Source organism: Shinella sp., from assembly GCF_035998705.1.
Lineage (GTDB): Bacteria > Pseudomonadota > Alphaproteobacteria > Rhizobiales > Rhizobiaceae > Shinella.
In genome coordinates this window covers 717,044-738,931 of the sequence record NZ_DASYHH010000022.1, presented here as the reverse complement: position 1 = coordinate 738,931, position 21,888 = coordinate 717,044, and the positions used below count along the sequence as shown (strand labels likewise).

The 21,888-nt window shown below is 64.0% G+C and carries 20 protein-coding genes; 13 read left to right on the top strand and 7 right to left on the bottom strand.

Features of this window, described 5'->3' with window-relative positions:
* Positions 1 to 4 precede the first annotated feature (4 nt).
* Together VGN93_RS20210 and VGN93_RS20205 are read left to right on the top strand one after the other, a co-directional pair.
* Positions 5 to 718, top strand: a complete 714-nt coding sequence (locus VGN93_RS20210; protein ID WP_422663660.1) for an ABC transporter ATP-binding protein — start codon at positions 5 to 7, stop codon at positions 716 to 718.
* Between the two features lies 1 nt (position 719).
* On the top strand, positions 720 to 1,433 hold the full coding sequence (locus VGN93_RS20205) for an aspartate/glutamate racemase family protein (protein WP_319320007.1): 714 nt from the start codon (positions 720 to 722) through the stop codon (positions 1,431 to 1,433).
* Between the two features lie 63 nt (positions 1,434 to 1,496).
* Here the strand turns inward: VGN93_RS20205 and VGN93_RS20200 are convergent, their stop codons facing one another.
* The 7 genes from VGN93_RS20200 to VGN93_RS20170 all read right to left on the bottom strand — a co-directional run bounded on the left by VGN93_RS20200 (position 1,497) and on the right by VGN93_RS20170 (position 8,654).
* Positions 1,497 to 1,955, bottom strand: coding sequence for an RpiB/LacA/LacB family sugar-phosphate isomerase (locus tag VGN93_RS20200; protein ID WP_256119673.1), 459 nt, complete (start codon positions 1,953 to 1,955; stop codon positions 1,497 to 1,499).
* A 13-nt stretch (positions 1,956 to 1,968) separates the two neighbouring features.
* On the bottom strand, positions 1,969 to 2,727 hold the full coding sequence (locus tag VGN93_RS20195) for a triose-phosphate isomerase (RefSeq protein ID WP_327508833.1): 759 nt from the start codon (positions 2,725 to 2,727) through the stop codon (positions 1,969 to 1,971).
* On the bottom strand, positions 2,724 to 3,497 hold the full coding sequence (locus VGN93_RS20190) for a DeoR/GlpR family DNA-binding transcription regulator (protein ID WP_327508832.1): 774 nt from the start codon (positions 3,495 to 3,497) through the stop codon (positions 2,724 to 2,726). Before VGN93_RS20190 ends, VGN93_RS20195 begins: the two co-directional genes overlap by 4 nt.
* A gap of 86 nt (positions 3,498 to 3,583) precedes the next feature.
* Positions 3,584 to 4,528 (bottom strand): sugar-binding transcriptional regulator, encoded by a 945-nt coding sequence (locus tag VGN93_RS20185; protein WP_327508831.1) that lies wholly within the window; start codon positions 4,526 to 4,528, stop codon positions 3,584 to 3,586.
* A 72-nt stretch (positions 4,529 to 4,600) separates the two neighbouring features.
* A complete protein-coding gene (locus VGN93_RS20180; protein WP_327508830.1) occupies positions 4,601 to 5,536 on the bottom strand; it encodes a sugar phosphate isomerase/epimerase family protein in 936 nt (311 codons plus the stop codon).
* Between the two features lie 8 nt (positions 5,537 to 5,544).
* Positions 5,545 to 7,056, bottom strand: coding sequence for a glycerol-3-phosphate dehydrogenase (locus tag VGN93_RS20175; RefSeq protein ID WP_327508829.1), 1,512 nt, complete (start codon positions 7,054 to 7,056; stop codon positions 5,545 to 5,547).
* Positions 7,057 to 7,103: 47 nt separating this feature from the next.
* Positions 7,104 to 8,654 (bottom strand): FGGY-family carbohydrate kinase, encoded by a 1,551-nt coding sequence (locus VGN93_RS20170; protein WP_327508828.1) that lies wholly within the window; start codon positions 8,652 to 8,654, stop codon positions 7,104 to 7,106.
* 789 nt (positions 8,655 to 9,443) lie between these two features.
* Between VGN93_RS20170 and VGN93_RS20165 the strand changes: the two genes are divergently transcribed.
* The 11 genes from VGN93_RS20165 to VGN93_RS20115 all read left to right on the top strand — a co-directional run bounded on the left by VGN93_RS20165 (position 9,444) and on the right by VGN93_RS20115 (position 21,887).
* Entirely contained in the window at positions 9,444 to 10,097 is a 654-nt protein-coding gene (locus tag VGN93_RS20165) for a DUF2291 domain-containing protein (protein WP_327508827.1), read from the top strand.
* On the top strand, positions 10,094 to 11,635 hold the full coding sequence (locus VGN93_RS20160; RefSeq protein WP_327508826.1) for a sugar ABC transporter ATP-binding protein: 1,542 nt from the start codon (positions 10,094 to 10,096) through the stop codon (positions 11,633 to 11,635). Before VGN93_RS20165 ends, VGN93_RS20160 begins: the two co-directional genes overlap by 4 nt.
* 13 nt (positions 11,636 to 11,648) lie before the next feature.
* Entirely contained in the window at positions 11,649 to 12,689 is a 1,041-nt protein-coding gene (locus VGN93_RS20155) for an ABC transporter permease (protein ID WP_327508825.1), read from the top strand.
* A 135-nt stretch (positions 12,690 to 12,824) separates the two neighbouring features.
* Complete coding sequence (locus tag VGN93_RS20150; protein WP_319319975.1) at positions 12,825 to 13,772, top strand: D-ribose ABC transporter substrate-binding protein; 948 nt, start codon at positions 12,825 to 12,827, stop codon at positions 13,770 to 13,772.
* A gap of 131 nt (positions 13,773 to 13,903) precedes the next feature.
* On the top strand, positions 13,904 to 14,743 hold the full coding sequence (locus tag VGN93_RS20145) for a DeoR/GlpR family DNA-binding transcription regulator (protein WP_414714119.1): 840 nt from the start codon (positions 13,904 to 13,906) through the stop codon (positions 14,741 to 14,743).
* Positions 14,744 to 14,821: 78 nt separating this feature from the next.
* A complete protein-coding gene (locus VGN93_RS20140) occupies positions 14,822 to 16,522 on the top strand; it encodes a dihydroxyacetone kinase family protein (protein ID WP_327508824.1) in 1,701 nt (566 codons plus the stop codon).
* A 178-nt stretch (positions 16,523 to 16,700) separates the two neighbouring features.
* Positions 16,701 to 17,528: a phosphogluconate dehydrogenase C-terminal domain-containing protein gene (locus tag VGN93_RS20135; protein WP_327508823.1), complete on the top strand. Its 828-nt coding sequence runs from the start codon at positions 16,701 to 16,703 to the stop codon at positions 17,526 to 17,528.
* Between the two features lie 101 nt (positions 17,529 to 17,629).
* A complete protein-coding gene (locus VGN93_RS20130; protein ID WP_256119687.1) occupies positions 17,630 to 18,571 on the top strand; it encodes a D-ribose ABC transporter substrate-binding protein in 942 nt (313 codons plus the stop codon).
* A 69-nt stretch (positions 18,572 to 18,640) separates the two neighbouring features.
* Positions 18,641 to 19,279, top strand: a complete 639-nt coding sequence (locus tag VGN93_RS20125; protein ID WP_319319964.1) for a DUF2291 family protein — start codon at positions 18,641 to 18,643, stop codon at positions 19,277 to 19,279.
* Positions 19,280 to 19,281: 2 nt separating this feature from the next.
* Positions 19,282 to 20,820 (top strand): sugar ABC transporter ATP-binding protein, encoded by a 1,539-nt coding sequence (locus VGN93_RS20120; protein ID WP_327508822.1) that lies wholly within the window; start codon positions 19,282 to 19,284, stop codon positions 20,818 to 20,820.
* On the top strand, positions 20,820 to 21,887 hold the full coding sequence (locus VGN93_RS20115) for an ABC transporter permease (protein ID WP_319319958.1): 1,068 nt from the start codon (positions 20,820 to 20,822) through the stop codon (positions 21,885 to 21,887). Before VGN93_RS20120 ends, VGN93_RS20115 begins: the two co-directional genes overlap by 1 nt.
* Position 21,888 lies beyond the last annotated feature (1 nt).

The following is a 21,888-nucleotide window of genomic DNA, read 5'->3' as shown; positions in this document are numbered from 1 at the left end:
CAAGATCTTGAGTGTTGAGAATGTCGAGCTCTACTACGACCACATCTACGCGCTGAAGGGCGTCTCCATCGATGTGGCGGAAGGCGAAACGGTCGCGCTGATCGGCGCGAACGGGGCGGGCAAGTCCTCGATCCTGCGGGCGATCACCGGCCTTCGGGGCATCAAGTCGGGCCAGATCCTCTACCAGGGCGAACGGCTCGACGGCACGTCGGCCGCCGATGTCGTGCGTAAGGGGATCTCCATGGTGCCCGAGGGGCGGCGCGCCTTCCCGCTGATGTCGGTGAAGGACAACCTGCTGATGGGCGCCTTCACCCGCTCGGACAAGGCGGAAATCGAGCAGACGCTGGAAAACGTGCTGACGCGCTTTCCGCGCCTGCGCGAGCGTTATCACCAGCAGGCGAGCACCATGTCGGGCGGCGAGCAGCAGATGATGGTGATCGGCCGGGCGCTGATGGCCCGCCCGAAACTCCTGCTTCTGGACGAACCCTCGCTCGGCATCGCGCCGAAGCTCGTGCAGGACATTGCGCGCGCCATCGTCGCCATCAGCCGCGACGAGAAGGTTTCCATCCTGCTCGTCGAGCAGAACAGCCGCATGGCGCTCTCCATCTCCAACCGCGCCTATGCGCTTTCCACCGGGTCGATCGCGCTGTCGGGCAATTCCAAGGACCTGATGAACGACGACCGCATCAAGGCTGCCTACCTCGGAGGCGAACTCTGACATGAAAATCCTCGTCATCAACCCCAACACGACCGCATCGATGACGGCGCATATCGGGGTGGCGGCGCGCAATGCCGCTTCCCCCGGCACCGAGATCGTCGCCGTCAACCCGGCGCACGGCCCGGTCTCGATCGAGGGCTATTTCGACGAGGCGATGAGCCTCGCCGGACTGCTTTCCACCATCCGCAACAATCCGGATTGCGACGCCGTGGTCATCGCCTGCTTCGACGATACCGGGCTCGATGCGGCGCGCTGCCTCACGGACCGTCCGGTCATCGGCATCGGGGAGGCGGCCTATCACTTCGCCTCGATGATCTCGAACAAGTTTTCCGTCGTGACGACGCTGGCACGCTCGGTGCCCGCGCTGGAGCACAACCTCTCGCGCTACGGCCTTTCGGTCCGCTGTGCGCGCGTGCGCTCTTCCGAAGTGGCGGTGCTGGAATTGGAGCAACCCGGCTCCAATGCGCGTCAAAAAATCAGCGCCGAGATCGGCCTTGCGGTCAGCGAGGACCGGGCCGAGGCCATCGTGCTCGGCTGTGCCGGCATGGCGGGCCTGGCAAACGACCTTGCGCAGGAACACGGCCTGCCGGTGCTCGACGGCGTCACCTGCGCAGTGAAGCTCGCCGAGGCCATGGCCGGCCTCAACATGCGCACATCCCGCCTCGGCGGCTATGCGCCACCGCCGGCCGGCAAGCTCCAGGCGGCTCTCGGTTAGTCAAAACTTACGCGAAGAGCGGAAGGCGATCGGGCGATCGCATTCCGCTTCGTGTGCCGCGGCTTATTTGCCGGCGTTGTATTTTGCGTCGACCTCGTTGATCGCCTGGACGTTGCCGGCCGAGCGGCCGTTTTCGTCGAATGTCTGGGCGAGGTAGGCGTCGGCGATCGCCTTGGCGAGCTCCGTGCCGATGACGCGGGCGCCCATGGTGATGATCTGCGCATTGTTGGAGAGCGCGGCGCGCTCGGCGGAATAGGTGTCGTGCGTCAGCGCGGCGCGGATGCCCGGAACCTTGTTGGCCGAGATGCAGACGCCGATGCCGGTGCCGCAGACGAGGATTGCGCGATCGTATTCGCCGGCGATGACGGCGGAGGCGACGCGGTCGGAGAGGGTGGCGTAGAACGCATCCGGGCCGGCATCGGTGCGCGAGACTTCGTGCACGTCGTGGCGGTCCTTCAGGTGATCGGCGAGAACCTTTGCGAGGCCTTCGCCCGCGCTGTCACCGGCAATAGCGAGTTTCATGGAAAATCTCCTTTCAGATGGTGGCGGCTGAGCGCGCCAGGATGTCGAGATAGCCTTCAACCTTCCAGGCTGATCGGCCGATGAAGAGCCCGTCGATGTTCGGGCAGGCGATCAGTTCCTCGCAGTTCTGCGGGTTGACCGAACCGCCATAGAGGCAGGGAATGCGGCGGCCAAGGATGCTTTCCGCCACCTCGGCGATTTCGGCGTGGCGCGCATCCGCATAGTCGGCGGTTGCCGGAATGCCCCTTTCGCCGATCGCCCAGACGGGTTCGTAGGCGAGCAGGATCTCCGCCTGTTTCTGCGTGCTGTCGAGCCGCGCAAGGGCGCCGCGCACCTGCTGCGCCAGCACCTCGGTTGCATGCCCGCCTTCACGGTCGGCAAGCGTTTCGCCGATGCAGATCAGCGGCACGAGGCCATGGCGCACGGCCGCCTCCGTCTTGAGGCCGACCGTCTCGTCCGTCTCACCAAAGTGTTCGCGGCGCTCGGAATGGCCGAGCTCGACGAGGTCGAGGCCGCAATCCTTCAGCATCACCGGCGAAACCTCGCCGGTCCAGGCGCCTTCATCGGCCCAATGCATGTTCTGCGCACCGACCTTGACGGAGGTGTTTTGGAGCATTGCCTTCACCTCGCGCACGGCGGTGAAGGGCGGGATGACGAAGCGCTGGATGCGCGGGTCGCGATCGCCGTCCGCCGCAGCGAGGCCGTCGGCAAAAAGCTTCGCCTCGGCGAGCGTCTTGTTCATCTTCCAACTGGTGCCAACCCAGAACGTCATGTCGTTGTCTCCTTGGCAATCGTCACCACGGTCTTGCCGCTGCCGAGTTCGGCTGCGGTATCGTGGGGCAGGGGTTTGTCTGAAATGACCGTGTCGAATTCCGCGAGATCGGCCAGCACATGGAGCGCCGTATGGCCGAAGCGGCGGCTGTTGATCAGCAGGCAGGTCTGGCGGCTGGCACTCATCATCGCCCGCTTGGTGCGCACCACCGCCTCGTCCATGTGATAGGCGAGCCGGCCGGAGGCGGCGGGGGCGGAAACGAAGGCGATGTCGGCGCGCAGGCGCGACAGTGCCTCTTCCGTGACGATGCCGAAATAGGCGTTGAATTTTGCCGAATAGACGCCGCCGAGGCCGATCAGCGTGACGCCGGACACGCTCTTCAGGCGCTCCATGATCGCCGCATTGTTCGTTATGAGCGTGATCGGCTTTTTGCCGGCCAGCACGTCGCCGAGCACGGAGGCCATCGAGCCGTCGTTGATCATCACCGTCATGCCGGGCTCGACCAGCTCCGCCGCAGCCTCCGCCAGCGCGCGCTTGACATCGGCCTCCTGCAACTCGCGAAACCGAAAATCGCTCTCGAACTGGGTGCCCGCATCGATCGTCGCGCCGCCGCGTACCTTGCGCAGCACGCCGGCGCGCTCGAGATCATCGAGGTCGCGGTGGATGGTCATCCTGGAGACGCCGAAGCGCACCGCGATGTCGTCGAGTTCGACGGCCCGGCTTTCGACCAGAAGGTTGATGATCTCCTGCCTGCGCTCTTCCCGTTTCACCGCGTTCTCCATCCTCACGCCGTGGGGAGGTCTATAACATCATTCTTCGCATAATATAACACAGATTTTGTGATTTTGTGATTTTCTTACGGCATACCTTGTAACAATGCGTGGGCCGTGCGCTCGTCCGTGATCAGCCCGTAGAGCTTGTTGCTGTGAAGCACGGCGCGGATCGCCTCGGTCTTCACCGGCCCGCCGGCAATCGCGACGATCCTGTCCTTGCCGTTCTCGGAGAAGGATGCCGAAAGCGTTCTTGCGGTCACCGACGTCTGCAGGATACGGCCCCGGTTGTCGAAAAAGTGGCCGAGCAGCTCGCCGACGCCGCCGAGGCTGGCGATCTCCTCCAGTTCGTCCGCCTGCAACATGCCGGATTTCACGAGATGCGCCTGGTTGTCGACGGTGCCGATGCCGACGATCTTGAGATCGGCGCTGCGGGCGAGATCGAACACCTCGCTGACGCCGCGCTGGGAGAGCAGCACCTCGCGGTCCTCCTCCGTGTTGGCGAAGAACGGCACGGGCATGACATAGGCCTGCGTGCCGGTCTTTTCGGCGAGGCGATGCATGACGTCATAGGGATTGGCGGCGTAGTTGCGGGTGAGGCCACCGAGCAGCGAGACGAAGCGCGTGCCGCTCGCGCCGATGCGCGGCAGGTGGCGCACGGCGGCCGAAAGCGTGCGGCCATGGCCGAGGCCGATGACGGACGCCTCGCCGCGCTCGATCTCGCGCCGCAGGAAATTGGCGCCCGCCTGGCCGAGCGTCGTCAGTGCCAGCGGGTCGTCGTCGATATCGGGCGACACCTCGCAATAATCGAGCCCGTAGCGGGTGGAAAGCTCGACCTCTAGGTTGGCGCATTCGGCGATATCGCCATCGATGCTGACCTTCACCACGCCTTCGGCGACCGCGCGCGCGATCAGCCGGTGCGCCTTTACCGAGGGAATCCCTAAGCGCTTCGCAACAGCGGACTGGGTGAACCCGCCGACATAGTGCAGCCAGGCGGCGCGGACGGCGAGGGAGTCTTCATTGTCGGTCATCAGCGATGTCCTGCCTTGCTTTGCAACCGGAAGCGGTTTTCAGGTCCGTCTTGGCAAGTGGCCGTGGGACGGTCAGCCCAGCTTGAGATCGGAAACGCCGGTATCGATATGGGGTGCCCAGAAGGCGATGCTCTCGGCGATCTGCGGGATGACCTCGCGGTCGTTCGGCTCGCGCTCCTTGAAGGAGAGTTCCAGGCAGATCTCGTTGTCGACCGCGCCGCCCTCGGCAAAGGCCTTGAGCAGCGGTTCCGGCTGGATACGGCCGCGGGCATTGAATTCCGCGGTAAACGGCCGGTGGCCGCCCTTGTCCATCAGGCTCTGCTTGATGTGGATGATCGGCGACACCTTCGGCACCGCGCGCGCCCAGGCGTAGGGATCGAAATCGTCGGGATTTTCGGATGTGACGTCGCCATGGTCGATATCGGCCATCATCCACATGGGGATCGCCATGTTGGCGGCGGTCAGCCGGTCCTGGAGCTTTACGCATTCGGCGATGGTTTCGCCGAATTCGCGGCCGATGCTCATCGGCTCCCAGAACACATAGGACAGGCCGGCACCCTTCGCATGCTCGGCGACTTCCGCCCAGCAGTCGATGGCGATCCGGATCAGCTCGTCGCGGCGCGCCGGGTCATCGAAATCCTTGTAGGTGAAGATGGCGAACTGGGTGCCGACGGAGGTGCCGCCGAGATCGCCGATGATGTCGGCAAAGGTCTTGAACCAGTCGACATAATAGCGCCGCACATCGACGTCCGGATGGCCGAAATGGTTGAGGCGGCCATAGGGGCCGGTCATGCCGGAGGTGACGTGCACGCCGGTGCGCTGAAGCGCCCTGTCCATCTGCCGCGTCAGCCGGCGGATCGTGGAAGCGTTCCAGCTCGGATTGATGAATTCATGCGTCAACTGGAGATCGCGCAGGCGCAGGTCGCGCGCGACGGTCTCGATCAGGTCGTCGGGATCGGCGAAGCGGTTGACCAGCGGATTGGTGTTGAGCGAAAGCGTCAGCGGCATGGTCGTCCTCAGGCGGCGGCAAGGCGGGCGGAATGGAACCAGTCGGCGAAGGCCGCACGCTCGGCTTCCGTCAGATGAAGGTAGTGTTTGGTGCGGCGGTAGAGGATGTCCTCGGCCCTCTGCGCCCATTCGGTCGCGACGAGATAGCGGGCTTCCGCCTCATAGAACTGCCCACCGAAATGCCGGCCCAGCCCGTCGAGGCTGGTGGCGCCGGCGACGACATTCTTTGCCCGCGTGCCATAGAGGCGACCGTAGTGATGGACGAGCTTGCGCGGCATCCAGGGATAGGTGTCACGCAGGCTGTTGGCGAAGGTCTCGTAGTCGGCTCCAGGCATGTCGCCGCCGGGAAGCGGCGCCTTTTCCGTCCAGTCGCCGCCCATGTTCGGGAAGATGTGCGAGAGGCGATGCAGGCCCCGTTCGGCAAGCTCGCGGAACGTGGTGATCTTGCCGCCGAAGACGTTGAGCAGCGGCGCGCCGCCGGCCTCATCCAAGTCGAAGACATAGTCGCGGGTGACGGCGGAAGGATTGCCCTTGCCATCGTCGAACAGCGGGCGCACGCCGGAGAAGGAATGCAGCACATCCTGCCGGCGCAGCTTTTCCTTGAAATAGCGGTTCACGGCCTTGAGCAGATAGTCGATTTCCGCCTCGTCGGCGGAGACGTCCTCGGCGCGGCCTTCGTAAGCGATGTCGGTTGTGCCGATCAGCGCCTTGTCGCCCTCATAGGGGTTGATGAAGATGACGCGCTTGTCGTGGTTCTGTACCAGGTAGGCATTGGCACCCGCCCAGAACTTCGGAACGATGATGTGGCTGCCTTTGACGAGGCGCACGTTGCGGCTGGAATTCGAACCGGCGACGCGGTTGATGACGTCGGAGACCCAAGGGCCGGCGCAGTTGACCAGGCATTTGGCCTGGAAGGTCCGCGTTTCGCCGGTCACGCTGTTCTTGGTCGTGACGCTCCAGCCGCCATTCTCGCGGCGGGCGGAAATGGCGGGCGAGCGGGTCAGCACCACGGCGCCCTTTTCCGCCGCACCCAACGCGTTGAGGGTCACGAGGCGGGCGTCATCGACCCAGCAGTCGGAATATTCGAAGCCGCGGGTGTATTGGTCGAGGATCGGTGTGCCTTCGGGGTCGCGGGCCAGGTTCAGCGTGCGGGTGCCGGGCAGCTTCTTGCGGCCGCCGAGATGGTCGTAGAGGAACAGGCCGAGCCGCACCAGCCAGGCCGGGCGATCCTCCGGGCTGTGCGGCAGCACGAAACGCATCGGCCAGATGATGTGCGGCGCGGCGTTGAGCAGCACCTCTCGCTCGATCAGCGCCTCGCGCACCAGCCGGAATTCGTAATATTCGAGATAGCGCAGGCCGCCATGCACCAGCTTGCCGGAGCGCGACGAGGTGCCCTCGGCCAGATCGTCCTTTTCGCAGAGCAGGACGGAGAGGCCGCGGCCCGCCGCATCGCGCGCGATACCGGCGCCGTTGATGCCGCCGCCGATCACGAAGAGGTCAATACGCTCGGGCTCGTTCATAGAATTCTCCTTCGGCACCCCTTGGGAAGGCGCAATCGTCATTCGTGTCAGCGCGCGGCCAGGATGTCCCAGGCAGGTGCGATGCCCCGGCGGACATCCGCATAGGCGGCAAAGAGGCGCGTCATGCGTTCGGTGTCTTCGGGCTTCGGTTTTTCGGCCTCGCCAAGCTCGGGCGTCACCCAGTCGGCAATGCAATCGTCCATCGTGCGGTAGGCGCCGATGGCGACCGCGGCCATCATCGAGGCGCCGGCAGCGCCCGCCTCCTCGCGAAGGCTCATGCGGACGGGCGCGCCAAGGGCGGCGCCGAGCGTGCTGCGCAGTGCTGCCGAGCGGGCCGCACCGCCGCTGACGCGAAGCTCCGGCGGAAGCGCACCCATCGCGGCGTAACAATCGCGCGTCGCCATGCCGAGGCCCTCGACGACGGCGCGCACGATGTCCGGATAGCGGTGGCGGCTGGCAAGGCCGGTGAAGTTGGCGCGTGCGCGGGCATTGACGAAAGGCCCGCGCTCGCCCGCCTCGGAAATATAGGGGTGGTAGAGAATGTTGCCCGGCTTGCTTGCGGCAAACCACGGGTCGACGCGGGCGATCATCTCGTTGAGGCTGACCGTCACGCCGAATTCGCCAAGCAGGTCGGCGCCGAGCTGGAGCAGCCAGTCGAGATTGATCGTGGCACCCATGTTCGTCTGTACCTGGGTGACGACGCCGGGGATGGGCAGTGCGATGACATAGCCGGTGCGCTCGGCGTTCAGCACCACCTCGGAGACGGATTTGGCGAGCAGGTGCACGCCGGTCGAGCCGATGGCGGAGCAGGCGGCGTTGCGGCCTTCGCTGCGCACGCCGGCACCGAGCGCCGTCATGCACATATCGACATAGCCGAGGCAGACCGGCGTGCCGGCCTTGAGGCCGGAGGCGGCTGCGGCTTCCGCCGTCAGCGGGTGGGTGGTTTCCGTGCCTTCGATCACCTCCGGCAGCAGGGCGCGGCGGTGCGTCAGGCCGAGCGCCGCCAGCACGTCGCTGTCGTAACAACGGGTGCGGAAATTGCCGAAGGTGAAGCTCACTTCGGAGGGGTCGGTGGCGCGAATGCCGGTGAGGTTCAGGTAGAGCCAGTCCTTGCAGTGCATCGCCGTTTCGGCGCCGGCCAGCAGTTCCGGAAAATAGCGGTCCATATGGGCGAGCTGCGTGCCCTGCTGGCAGGTGTTGAGGCCGGTGCCGGTCGCCTCGAACCGTGCGCGGTCGGTATCGGTGGCGGCAAGCCGCTCGACGGTCGGTGCCGCGCGGGCATCGAGCCACAGCCAGGCATCGCCGACGGGGCGGTTGCCGGCGCCGACGAGCCAGGTGCCGTCACCCTGGGCGGTCACGGAGATTGCCGCGGTGCGCCCGGCGAGGCCTTCGACCTTGTCCGCGAGGCCGCGCAGAGCGCGCGTGCAATCGAGCCAGGTCTGGTCGAGGGATTGGGTGACGGCGCCGTCGTCGCCGGTCTTATAGCTATTGCGCACGGAGGCGCTGGCGATCTGGCGGCCGGACAGGGTGAAGGCGACGGCCTTCATGACGGAGGTGCCGGCATCGATGCCGACGATCAGGTCTCCAGCCTCAGCCATGACGCGCATCCACGGATGCCGCGACAGCCCGCGTCGCTTCGCCTGACCCGAAACAGAGCATTCAATCCTCCCGATCGTCTCTCACGGCAGTGTGCGTGACCCTTTTCGCCTTCTGAAGGCAGAGGTCGATCCGACCTCGTCAAGGAACTTGCCACGGATCTCCCGGACCCCGAACGGAACATAACACAAAGTTATCGTATGTCTCGAAAAATTTTTCGCACTCAGATTTTTTTTTCAAGTATGATGGATGCCGAAATGGACTGTTGCGGGCGTGAATTTTTGGCCCGGCTCACCGCCACGTTATCAGGCCCCTGTTGCGGTTGAACAGGGTGGACGGTCGTTAATTCCCACTGAACTTTCGTAATATTACAAATAATATCAATATATTATCGAATAACCCCCCTTGTCTCGTTCGATGCGGGAAAGTCTTGTGGGCGGAATGAGGTACCGGAATTCATATGTGTCGGGTGCCGTGCGGCGATGACCAAAATGTGAGTGCTTGGGGCATCTCTGACAAAAATGGCCGATTGACAGCCTGTGTTAAGTTAACATATATATTGGGACATATAACACGTTTATATCGCAACTGCGAAAATGTGTGCAATGCAGCGCAAGGCAGGTGAGGAGATCTGGCCGGCGCCGTTCATGGGGAGGACATCATGACATGTTCTGTTTGGAAGAGAGCGACGCCTGGCGATCCCGCCGCGTGCGCACCGCAAGGCCCGTGCCCGTCACGGGCCCTTTGCCCGCCTGCTCGCTGAAGCTTCCACCATTCCAAGGCCAATCGACATGACCGACACCACGCTCTCCAAGCCGCCGCAGCCCGCGCGAAACTATCGCCTGATCGGCATCGTCGCCGCCGCCGTCGTGCTGGTCGGCGCCATGGCGCTCGATACGACGATCGTGCAGATCGGCTCCGAGCGGGACGTGCAGGTCAAGAAATTCTCGCCGGAAGCCTATGGTGCCGAGCAGTTCCCGATCATCCAGCAGAGCGTCGAGACACGCGCCGTCGATGCGGTCGAGCTGTCGCAGGCGATTGCCGCGGACAAGAAGGCGGCGGGCGAGAAATACGGCGTTGCGACCTCGATTGGCCCGGTCGTGCCGGTCAAGTTCACCGGTGTCGTCGGCGAGCGCAAGGCGAACTACAATGTCGTGGCCGTCGAGGGCCTGCCGGCAGAGCTGACGGTGCGCGTGCAGACCGGCCCGGCGCTGAACGGCACCGACCTTCGCGATGCGACGGGCCAGATCGAATTCGGCCAGTTCACCAACCAGATCGAATACCAGGACGCAGGTTCGGCCATCAACAACGAGGTCAAGAAGGTGGTGCTTGCGGGCATCGACCCGGCGGGCCTCACCGGCAAGACCGTGACCGTCACCGGCGTCTTCAAGCTCGTCAACCCGAAGAGCTGGATCGTCATTCCGGTGAGGCTCGACGTCAAATGAGCGCACTCGACGGTTCCGTTCAAAAGGGTGAAGTGGTGCTCGCCGCGCGCAACGTGGCGAAGGCCTACGGCAACATCCATGCGCTCAAGGGCGTGAACTTCGACATTCGCCGCGGCGAGGTGACGACGCTGTTCGGCGAGAACGGCGCCGGCAAGTCGACGCTGATGAAAATTCTCTCCGGCGTGGTGCAGCCCACCTCCGGCGAGATCGTCCTAGATGGAGAGCCAATCGTTTTCGCGTCATCCTCCCAAGCACGTGATCGCGGTATCTCCATCATCCATCAGGAGCTCAGCCTCGCTCCCAACATGAACGTTCGCGACAACATCTTCATGGGTCGCGAGATCATGACGGCAACGGGCGTGGACTTCGCGGAAGAAGAGCGCCAGACGCGCCTCCTGATGGCTGAATTGGAAGAGGATATCGATCCTCTGACCTCTGTCGAGGACCTACGCCTCGGCCAGCAGCAGATCGTCGAGATCGCGCGCGCCCTTTCGGTCAATTCGCGCATCCTGATCATGGACGAACCGACCTCGGCGCTGTCGGCCACGGAAGTCGAAGTGCTGTTCAAGGTCATCCGGGACCTGACGGGCCGCGGCGTGTCAATCGTCTATATCTCGCATCATCTGGAAGAGGCCTTGCAGATCACCCATCATGCAGTGGTGCTGCGCGACGGTGCGATGACGGCCTATGCCGAGCGCAAGGATATCGATCTCGAATGGATCGTGCGCCACATGGTGGGCGACAATTTCGATCTTGGCTCCCCACCAACCGGCTACGAGAAGGGCGAGGTCGCGCTCTCCATCGAGGGGATCACCGTGCCGGATCCGGCCGGTGCCGGCTATTCGGTGGTCGACGGGCTGTCGCTTTCGGTGCGCACCGGCGAGATCGTCTGCATCTACGGCCTGATGGGCGCGGGGCGCACGGAGTTGCTCGAAGCGGTCGCGGGCCGCCTCAAGGCATCTGCCGGCAAGGTCGTGCTGAAGGGCCGGGACGTTACAGGGCAGTCGATTGCCGGCTGCATTCGCGACGGCCTCGTGCTGGTGCCGGAAGACCGGCAGCGCGACGGCCTCGTGCAGACCATGAGCGTCGGCCGCAACCTGTCGCTTGCCAGCATCGGCGCCTTCACGCGCCGCCTGTTCACCTCCACGTCGCGCGAGGCGGGGCTTATCGGCGAGGCGATCCGCAAGGTGCATATCAAGACCGACGGCGGCGAGGCGCCGATCGGCTCGCTCTCCGGCGGCAACCAGCAGAAGGTGGTCATCGGCAAGATGCTGGCGACCGATCCCGAAGTGATCCTGCTCGACGAGCCGAGCCGCGGCATCGACATCGGCGCCAAGGCAGAGGTGTTCAAGCTGCTTGCCGAGCGCGCGAAGCAGGGGCTTGCCGTCGTCTACACCACCTCCGAGGTCGGCGAGTGCCTGAGCATCGCGCATCGTATCCTCGTCATGCGGCGCGGCCGCATCTCCGCAGAATTCGGTCCTGATGTGACCAAGGAACAGATCATGGCCGCCTCTGGCGAAGCCGTGCATGCCCATTAGGAGCGCTGAAGCAATGTCAGTCACACCTGCAATCGACACAAAGGCGGCGGTTCGCGGCGGCAAGCGCAAGAAGGGCTTTGTCGAGCTTCTGTTCGAAGGCCGCGCCTTCTTCGCCCTCATCGCCATCATCGCGGTCTTCTCGGCCATGTCGCCGAATTACCTGACGGTCAGCAATTTCCTGATCATGGCATCGCATGTGGCGATCTTCGGCCTCTTGGCGATCGGCATGCTGCTCGTCATCCTCAACGGCGGCATCGATCTTTCCGTCGGCTCGACGCTCGGCCTGGCCGGCGTGGTCGCTGGCTTCCTGATGCAGGGCGTCACGATCCCGCAGATCGGCGTGATCCTCTATCCGTCGGTCTGGGTCGTGGTGGTGCTCACCTGCCTGCTCGGCGCCGTCGTGGGTGCGGTCAATGGCGTGCTTATCGCCTACCTTCGCGTGCCGGCTTTCGTCGCGACGCTCGGCGTGCTCTATGTCGCCCGCGGCATCGCGCTGCTGATGACCAACGGCCTTACCTACAACAATCTCGGCGGCCGCCCGGAACTCGGCAATACCGGCTTCGACTGGCTCGGCTTCAACCGGCTGGCCGGCGTGCCGATCGGCGTGCTCGTTCTGCTCGTCTTCGCAATCGTCTGCCATATTCTGCTCGCCCGCACGGCCTTCGGCCGCTGGCTCTATTCGTCCGGTGGCAATGAGCGTGCGGCAGAGCTCTCGGGCGTTCCGGTCAAGGGCGTGAAGATCGCCGTCTATGTACTCTCCGGCGTCTGCGCGGCCGTTGCCGGCCTGGTCCTGTCCTCGCAGTTGACCTCGGCAGGCCCGACGGCCGGCACCACCTATGAACTGACCGCCATTGCTGCCGTCGTCATCGGCGGCGCCGCTTTGACGGGCGGCCGCGGCACCGTGATCGGCACCATGCTCGGCGCCTTCGTTATCGGCTTCCTGTCGGACGGTCTCGTGATCATCGGCGTCTCGGCCTATTGGCAGACGGTTTTCACCGGCGCCGTGATCGTCACCGCCGTCCTGCTCAACAGCTTCAAATACGGCCGCCGCTGAGGACGCGGCGGCTGACTGGAACCGACCGCGACCGGGAGAGGTGGATCGATGATCGGCCTGGCAGCGGAAAGTATTGCCGATAATCGGCGCAACCGGGCTCAACAATGGGCCGGCCTCAACAAAGGGAGTGAGACCATGTTCAAAAAAGGTATGCGTGTACTCTTCGCAGCGACTGCCGCTCTGCCGCTGCTGTTCAGCACCGCCTGGGCCGAAGGCCTGATCACCGTCATCGTCAACGATCCGTCGAACCCCTACTGGTTCACGGAAGGCGAAGTCGCCAAGGCGACTGCCGAGAAGCTGGGCTACACGGCCAATGTCGGTGCCCACAAGGGTGACACCAACACGGAAAGCAACCTGATCGACACCGCGATCACCAACAAGTCGGTCGCGATCATCCTCGACCCGGCCAATGCCGATGGTTCGGTCGGTGCGGTCAAGAAGGCCGTTGCGGCCGGCATCCCGGTCATCCTCGTCAATGCCGAGATCAACCAGGAAGGCCTTGCCAAGGCGCAGCTCGTTTCGAACAATGCCCAGGGTGCCGCTCTCGGTGCGCAGCAGTGGGTCGAAGCGGTCGGCGACAAGGGCAAGTATGTCGAACTCTTCGGCGCACCGGCCGACAACAATGCGGCGACCCGTTCGAACGGCTACGAAACCGTCCTGACACAGTATCCGGATCTGGAAAAGGCCGGCCGCGAAGTGGCCGACTGGGACCGCACCAAGGGCCATGCCAAGATGCAGTCGCTGCTTCAGGCAAACCCGGACATCATCGGCGTGATCAGCGGCAACGACGAAATGGCGCTGGGCGCCATCGCCGCTCTCAAGGAAGCCGGCAAGCTGGAACAGGTGAAGGTCGGCGGTTTCGACGGTTCGCCGGACGCAGTCGCCGCCATCAAGGCTGGTGAACTGCAGTACACCGTGCTCCAGCCGGTCGCCATCTTCTCGGAAGAGGCCGTCAAGCAGGCCGACAACGTCATCAAGAACGGCAGCACGGGCGCTGCCAGTGAAAAGCAGCTCTTCGATTGCCTGCTGATCACCAAGGACAATGTCGACAAGTACACCGCTCCCTTCGTGCTCAGCGAATAATCAAGACCGGGGGGCGCCTTTCGGGGCGCTCCCATTTCGCACCCGGCCAATCCGGGGTCAGCTTGGCATTTTCCTTGCCGCCAGATACGAGATACGAAACGCTATCCTCGAAGCATGGCAGGGGTCTTCCCGTGAACAAGAAAGTCGACGTCAAGGATTTGCTTTCGGAGGAGCTGCCGAGCGACAGCCGCCATGCGCGCCAGCTCGTGCGCCGCCAGATGATCGCCGAGACGGTGATCGCCGAAGGCTCCATCCGCATCGAGGACCTGACCGAGCGTTTCGGCATCAGCCTGATGACGGCGCACCGCGATGTCGACGAGCTCGTCAGCCGCGGCCTTTTCCGCAAGACGCGCGGCATCGTTTCCGCAGCACCGACCAGCCTGATCGAATCCTCCGACGTCTACCGCGCGACCCGGCAGGGCAAGGAGAAGAAGGCGATCGCCAAGGCCGCCATGAGCTTCGTCGAGCCCGGCCAGGCGATCTTTCTCGACGACGCGACCACCGTGCATGAGATGACGGCGTTCCTGCCCGCAAAAGTGCCGCTGACGGTCATCACCAATTCGCTCGTGCTGATCAACGAATTGAAGGACGTCAACGACGTCAACCTGATCTGTCTCGGTGGCCAGTTCTACAATTGGTGCAACGCCTTCATGGGCCATATCACCACCAACGAAATCCGCCGCCTGCGGGCGGACACCGTCTTCATGTCGCTCTCGGCCATCGTCGACGATGTGGTCTATCACCAGTCGCCGGAGACGGTGGCGACCAAGCGGGCGATGTTCGAAAGCTCCGCCCGGCGCGTGCTGCTTGCCGATCACACCAAGTTCGAGCGGCGCGCGCTCCACCACTTCTCGACGCTTGAAGAGTTCGACGCGGTCATCGTCGACGAGGATATCCCGATTTCCCACCTGTCGCGCATGCGCGCCAAGGGCATCAACGTCATCGTGGCGGACGGCGAACGCTCCAACTGACACATCGCGGGTTTGCCCTTTTCTCCATGCGGCCGATGTTGCATCTTCGCGGCTCAATGGCAGGCAAGGAGCAGACCCATGACCAAGATCGTCGATGATCCGGAGACCTTCGCGTCCGCGGCCTTGGCAGGGTTTTCGCGCGTTTACGGGCGCTATGTCCGGCTGGTGAAGGGTGGTGTCGTGCGCTCCACCGCGGTGCCGCGCGGCAAGGTTTCGGTCATCGTCGGCGGCGGTTCCGGGCACTATCCGGCCTTTGCCGGTTATGTCGGCCCGGGCATGGCGGATGCGGCGGTGGCCGGCGAAATCTTCGCCTCGCCCTCCACGGCGGCGGTCGCGCGGGTCTGCCGCAACGCGGACTATGGCGGCGGCATCCTCCTCGGCTTCGGCAACTATGCCGGCGACGTGCTGAATTTCGGCGTTGCGGCGGAGCGTCTCAGGGCGGAAGGCATCGACGTGCGCATCGTCACGGTGACGGACGACGTGGCGAGCGCGCCGGCGGACAGCCATTTGCAGCGCCGCGGCATTGCCGGCGATTTCGTCGTCTTCAAGGTGGCAGGGGCGGCGGCCGAGGCGGGCCTCGCCATCGATGACGTGGAACGCGTGACGCGGCTTGCCAACGCCCGCACCTTCTCCTTTGGCGTCGCCTTCGGCGGCTGCACGCTGCCAGGCGCTACCGAGCCGCTCTTCACCGTGCCGAAGGGCATGATGGCGCTCGGCCTCGGCATCCACGGCGAGCCCGGCATCCGCGATGCGCGCATCGTGCCCGCGGGGGAACTGGCGAAACTGCTGGTGGAGACGGTGCTTGCCGAGCGACCCGCCGGTGCCCACCGCGCTGCCGTGCTTCTCAACGGCCTCGGCGCCACCAAATATGAGGAACTCTTCGTTCTCTGGGGCGCAGTGGAAAACCAGTTGCAGGCCGCCGATGTGGATCTCGTCGCGCCGGAGGCCGGCGAATATGTGACGAGCCTCGACATGCAGGGCTGCTCGCTCACCGTGATGTGGCTCGATGAGGAGCTGGAGCGCTACTGGCTGGCGCCCTGCGATACGCCCGTCTTCCGCCGCGGCGAGACGTTTGCGACCGAGCCTGCTGCGTTCAAGGCGGGGGTGGAGCACGAGGCGCCGACCTTCGGCCCGGCCTCCGGCGCCTCGCGCGACAGCGCCCGCTGCCTTGCCGGCATTCTCGATACGATGCTTTCCGTGCTCAGCGAGGCTGAGGCGGAATTGGGGCGGATCGACGCCTTTGCTGGCGATGGCGACCATGGACAGGGCATGCGGCGCGGGGCGAATGCTGCGCGCGACGTCATCAACCAGGCCGTCGCGAGTGGTGCCGGCGCGAAAAGCGCGCTCGCCGCGGCGGGTGATGCCTGGGCGGACCGTGCCGGCGGGACGTCGGGTGCGATCTGGGGCCTGCTGCTGCGGTCCTGGAGCTCCGCCTTCTCCGATGACAAGGCCGTCGGGGATGCGGATGTCGTGCGCGGCGCGCGTCTTGCGCTGGACGATGTCATGCGGCTCGGCGGCGCGCGGCCGGGCGACAAGACGCTCGTCGATGCCTTCGTTCCCTTCGTCGCGGCGCTGGAAACCGCGCGGAAGGATGGCCTCTCCCTGAAGGGGGCTTGGCAAAAGGCGAGCGACACCTGTGACGAGGCCGCTCAGGCAACCGCGCCGCTGACGCCGCGGCTCGGCCGCGCGCGCCCGCTCGCCGAGCGCAGCATCGGCCATCCCGATGCCGGCGCCGTCTCGCTGGCGCTCATCGCAAGGGCGATTGCCGCGCGCCTTTAAGCGCTTCCATCGATTGGTTGTGAAGGTGAGCCGAACGTTCCTGTAACGTTCGGCATCGCTTTCCCGTGGCTTGAATGTCACTTATTTTGAGATACAGTTATTGACATGTTATACCAGCTGAGAAATATAGGCTCACACCGGGCGACCGGGGAAGGAAATGCATTCAGGGAGGTCTTCGATGACATCGATCGCGCTGTTCGGTGCCGGTGGCAAAATGGGCTATCGGCTCGCCAAGAATCTGAAGGGTTCGCGCTTCGATGTTCGCCACATCGAGGTGAGCGACGCCGGCAAGGCGCGGCTTTCCGACGATCTCGGCCTCTCCTGCGTTTCCGCGGATGAAGGCCTTGCAGGCGCCGATGTCGTCATCCTCGCGGTTCCGGATACGGCGATCGGCAAGGTCGCGGCCGGCATCGCCGACAAGTTGAAGCCGGGCACGATGGTCGTGGCGCTCGACGCCGCCGCACCCTTTGCCGGCCATCTGCCGGAGCGCGCCGACCTCACCTATTTCGTCACGCATCCCTGCCATCCGCCGATCTTCAACGACGAGACGGACCCGTCCGCCAAGCGCGACTTCTTCGGCGGTGTTGCCGCCAAGCAGCACATCGTTTCCGCGCTGATGCAGGGGCCGGAAGAGGCCTATGCGCTCGGCGAGGAGATCGCCAAGGTCATCTGGGCGCCGGTCATGCGCTCGCACCGCGTTACCGTCGAGCAGATGGCGCTGCTGGAGCCGGGCCTGTCCGAAACGGTCTGCGCCTCGCTGCTCGTCGTGATGCGCGAGGCCATGGATGAATGCGTGCGCCGCGGCGTTGCCAAGGAGGCCGCCCGCGACTTCCTGCTCGGCCATATGAACGTGCTCGGCGCCGTGATCTTCGAGGAGACGCCGGGCGTGTTCTCCGATGCCTGCAACAAGGCGATCGAATTCGGCAAGCCGGTGCTGATGAAGGACGACTGGAAGCGGGTCTTCGAGCCCGCGGAAATCGCCGCCAGCATCCAGCGCATCACCTGATTTCCGGCGGGTTTTGCCCGCCGACGAAGACTTGCACCGGGGCGGCCATTTTCAATGGAGGGATGGCCGCTCGAGACCGGTGCCTAACCGGGAGGAGAAACATGAACATTACCCGCAGACTGATCACCGTCGGCTTTGCCGCCGTCATGGCCGCAAGCGTCGCCATGCCGTCCTTCGCCGCCGATCTCATCGCCATCATCACGCCGAGCCACGACAATCCGTTCTTCAAGGCGGAAGCGGTCGGTGCCGAAGCCAAGGCCAAGGAACTCGGCTACGAGACGCTGGTTCTGGTGCACGATGACGATGCCAACAAGCAGTCGCAGCTCATCGACACGGCGATCGGCCGCGGCGCCAAGGCGATCATCCTCGACAATGCCGGCTCGGAAGCATCGATCGCTGCCGTGCAGAAGGCGAAGGATGCGGGCATTCCCTCCTTCCTGATCGACCGCGAAATCAACGCCACGGGCGTTGCCGTTTCGCAGATCGTTTCGAACAACTACCAGGGCGCGCAGCTCGGTGCCGAAGAGTTCGTCAAGCTGATGGGCGAGAAGGGCAATTACGTCGAGCTGCTCGGCCGCGAAGCCGATCTCAACGCCGGCATCCGCTCCAAGGGCTATCACGACGTCATCGACGAATATCCGGACATGAAGATGGTCGCCCAGCAGTCGGCCAACTGGAGCCAGACGGAAGGCTACTCCAAGATGGAGACCATCCTTCAGGCGAACCCGGATATCCAGGGCGTGATCGCCGGCAATGACACGATGGCCATGGGCGCAATTGCAGCGCTTCAGGCTGCCGGTCGCAAGGATGTCATCGTCGTCGGCTTCGACGGCTCGAATGACGTTCGCGACTCGATCAAGGCAGGCGGCATCAAGGCGACCGTCATGCAGCCGGCCTATGCCCAGGCCCAGCTCGCCGTCACCCAGGCGCATGAATATATCACGACCGGCAAGGCGCCGGCCGAGGAAAAGCAGCTCATGGACTGCGTGCTCATCACCGCGGACAATGCCGGCAAGCTCGAAACCTTCGCGCTCACCGAATAATCCTCCCGCGATAGCGCGAGGCAGGGCGCGGTCCTGCCTCGCGTTTGCTGTTCATGACGGAGAATGGGAATGCCGAAATTTCAGGCTGCCTGTACGGTTCTGCTTGCCGGCGCGCTGGCGCTCGGCGGCTGCAAGTTCGTCAAGACGGAGGACGAGCAGAAGCAGGCGGCAGCCGGCGCCTTCAATCCGGACAAGCTGGTCGCCGACATCTGGGACACCAAGGTCGTTCCCTATCTCGAAGAACGCGCCGGGCCGTTCCAGGAGGTTTCCGCGCTCGCGGCAAGCGACCTGAATGCGGCGGCGGAAAAATATGGCCACAAGGAAAAGCAGGGCAATGCGCCCTGGACTTTTGCCGCCAAAATCGATGGTGTGATCGTCGGCGAGGAGACGAAGTCGCGTGCGGCTTACGTCGATGTGGACGTCGATGGCGACGCCAAGGCGGATGTGCGCGTCTCGATCGGCCCGGCCATCCGCGGCACGGCGCTGCGCGACAGCCTGACATTCGTGAATTTCAACGAGTTCAAGAACCAGATCGAATGGGCGCAGTACGGCAAGTCGTTCAACACCCATGTGAACGGCACGCTGCTGGAAAAGCTGTCGCGGGACGGCCTGACCGGCAAGACGATCAAGGCGACCGGCGCCTATCCGCTGCCGGCCAAGGGCCAGCTGCCGCAATTCGTGCCCGCCACCATCACGGTCGGAGGCTGAGCATGGCCGAACCCGATGACGCCATTCTTGAACTGAAGGACATCACCAAGGCCTATTCCGGCATCGTGGCGCTGAAGAAGGCGGACCTGAAGCTTCGCCGTGGCGCAGTGAATGTGCTCGTCGGCGAAAACGGCGCCGGCAAATCGACGATGATGCGCATCATCGCCGGCGTCGAGCGGCCGACGCTCGGCGAGATATGGATGGATGGTGAGCGCATCCATCTCAACAGCCCAGCGGACGCGGTGCGCCACGGCATCGGCATCGTGTTCCAGGAGCTGAACCTCTTCGGCAATCTCTCCGTCGCCGAAAACATCTTTGCCACCCGCGAGATCACCCGGGGCCTGCGCGGCATCGATCACAAGGCGCAGGTGGAAAAGGCCAACGAATTTTTGAACCGGCTCGAAGCCGGCATTTCTGCCGATACGCTTGCCGAAGACCTGCCGATCGGCCAGCAGCAGCTTGTCGAGATTGCCCGCGCGGTCTCGCTCGACACGCGCATCCTCATCATGGACGAACCGACATCTGCGCTCAGCGCCGCCGAGGTCGACGTGCTCTTCCGCGTCATCGCCGATCTCAAGGCGCGCGGTGTTGCCATCGTCTACATCTCGCACCGGCTGGAAGAGCTGATGCGCATCGGCGATTATATTACCGTCTTGAAGGACGGCCAGATCACCGGGCATGCCATGGTCAAGGACATCGACACACGCTGGATCGTGCGCTCGATGATCGGTTCGGATGCCAAGGATTTTGCCAAGCAGGTCGAGCATGAACCGGGCGAGGAAGTGTTTCGCACGGAAAACATCTGCCTGCCGCGCGCGCAGGGCGGCTATGCGGTAGACCATGTCTCGATCGGCGTGCGCAAGGGCGAGATCCTCGGCATCTACGGCCTGATGGGTGCGGGGCGCTCCGAGCTTTTCGAATGCATCATGGGCCGCCACGAGCACTCTACCGGCAAGATTTTCGTCGAGGGCGAGGAACTGAAGGGGCGTGACACGACCCGGCGTATCCGTGAAGGCCTGGCGCTGATCCCGGAGGATCGCCAGCGCGAAGGGCTGGTGCAGTCCATGTCGATTGCCGACAACCTGTCCATGGCGAGCCTCGGCCAGTTCCTGAAGGCCGGTTTTCACATCGATCTGAAGCTTGAGAAGCGCGCCATCATGGAGGCGATCCGCAATCTTTCGATCAAGGCGAAGAACCCGGATTTCGACGTGACCTCCATGTCCGGCGGCAACCAGCAGAAGGTGGTCATCGGCAAGGCACTGATGACGGGGCCGAAGGTGTTGCTGATGGACGAGCCGAGCCGCGGCATCGATGTCGGCGCCAAGGCGGATGTTTTTCGCACGATGCGGCGGTTGGCGGGCGAGGGGCTCGCCATCCTGTTCTCCACTTCAGACCTCGAAGAGGTCATGGCGCTGTCCGATCGCATCGCGGTGATGAGCAACGGCCGCCTCGTGACACTGGTGGATCGCAGGCAAGCCACCGAGGAGATGATCGTCTCGGCCTCCGCAGAGGGACATAAAACCAAAAGGATGCATGCGTGATGACGACAGCAACACAAACTGCCGCCACCGGCAACCATCTCTCGACCGGCGCAGCGCTGCTCACGCTGATGAAGCTCCGGACCTTCATCGCGCTCTTCGCAGTTATCGTCTTCTTCTCCATCTTCGCGCCGAACTTTTTGTCGACCGCGAACATGATCCTGATGTCGAAGCACGCCACGCAGAACGCGTTTCTCGCCATCGGCATGACCTTCGTCATCATCACCGGCGGCATCGACCTGTCCGTCGGCTCGATCGTCGGCCTCTGCGGCATGATCGCTGGCGGGCTCATCATGTATGGCGTAGCGCTGCCGCTCGGCTACACGGTCTATTTCAACGTGGTCGAAGTCGCGGTCATCGTCATGGTGGTCGGCATCCTGATCGGCGCGATCAATGGCCTGCTGATCACCCGCCTCAACGTCGCGCCCTTCATCGCGACGCTTGGCACGCTCTACGTCGCGCGCGGCATGGCGCTGCTCTATTCCGACGGCCAGACGCTACCCAATCTCACGGGCCGCGAAGACCTCGGCAACCAGGGTTTTTCCTATCTCGGCTCCGGCTCGATCCTCGGCCTGCCGGTCTCCGTCTGGATCCTCATCGTCGTCGCGCTGGGGGCCGCCTATTTCGCCCGCTTCGTGCCGCTTGGCCGGCATATCTTTGCGGTTGGGGGCAATGAGCGCGCGTCGCGCATGTCCGGCATCCGCGTCAACCGCGTCAAAATGTTCGTCTACATGTTCTCCGGCTTCTGCGCGGCGATCGTCGGCCTCGTCATTTCGTCGGAACTGATGGCCTCGCATCCCGCGACCGGCACCAACCTTGAGCTCAATGCCATTGCCGCGGCCGTTCTGGGTGGTACATCCATGTCGGGCGGGCGCGGTACGATCGGCGGCACGATCATCGGCGCCTTCGTGATCGGCATTCTCTCCGACGGATTGGTGATGATGGGCGTGAGTTCGTTCTGGCAGATGGTGATCAAGGGGCTGGTGATCATCGTCGCTGTGGTGGTCGATCAGGCGCAACGACGGTTGCAGCAGCGCGTGACCCTGATGCAGATGGCAAAGGCAGGCTGAG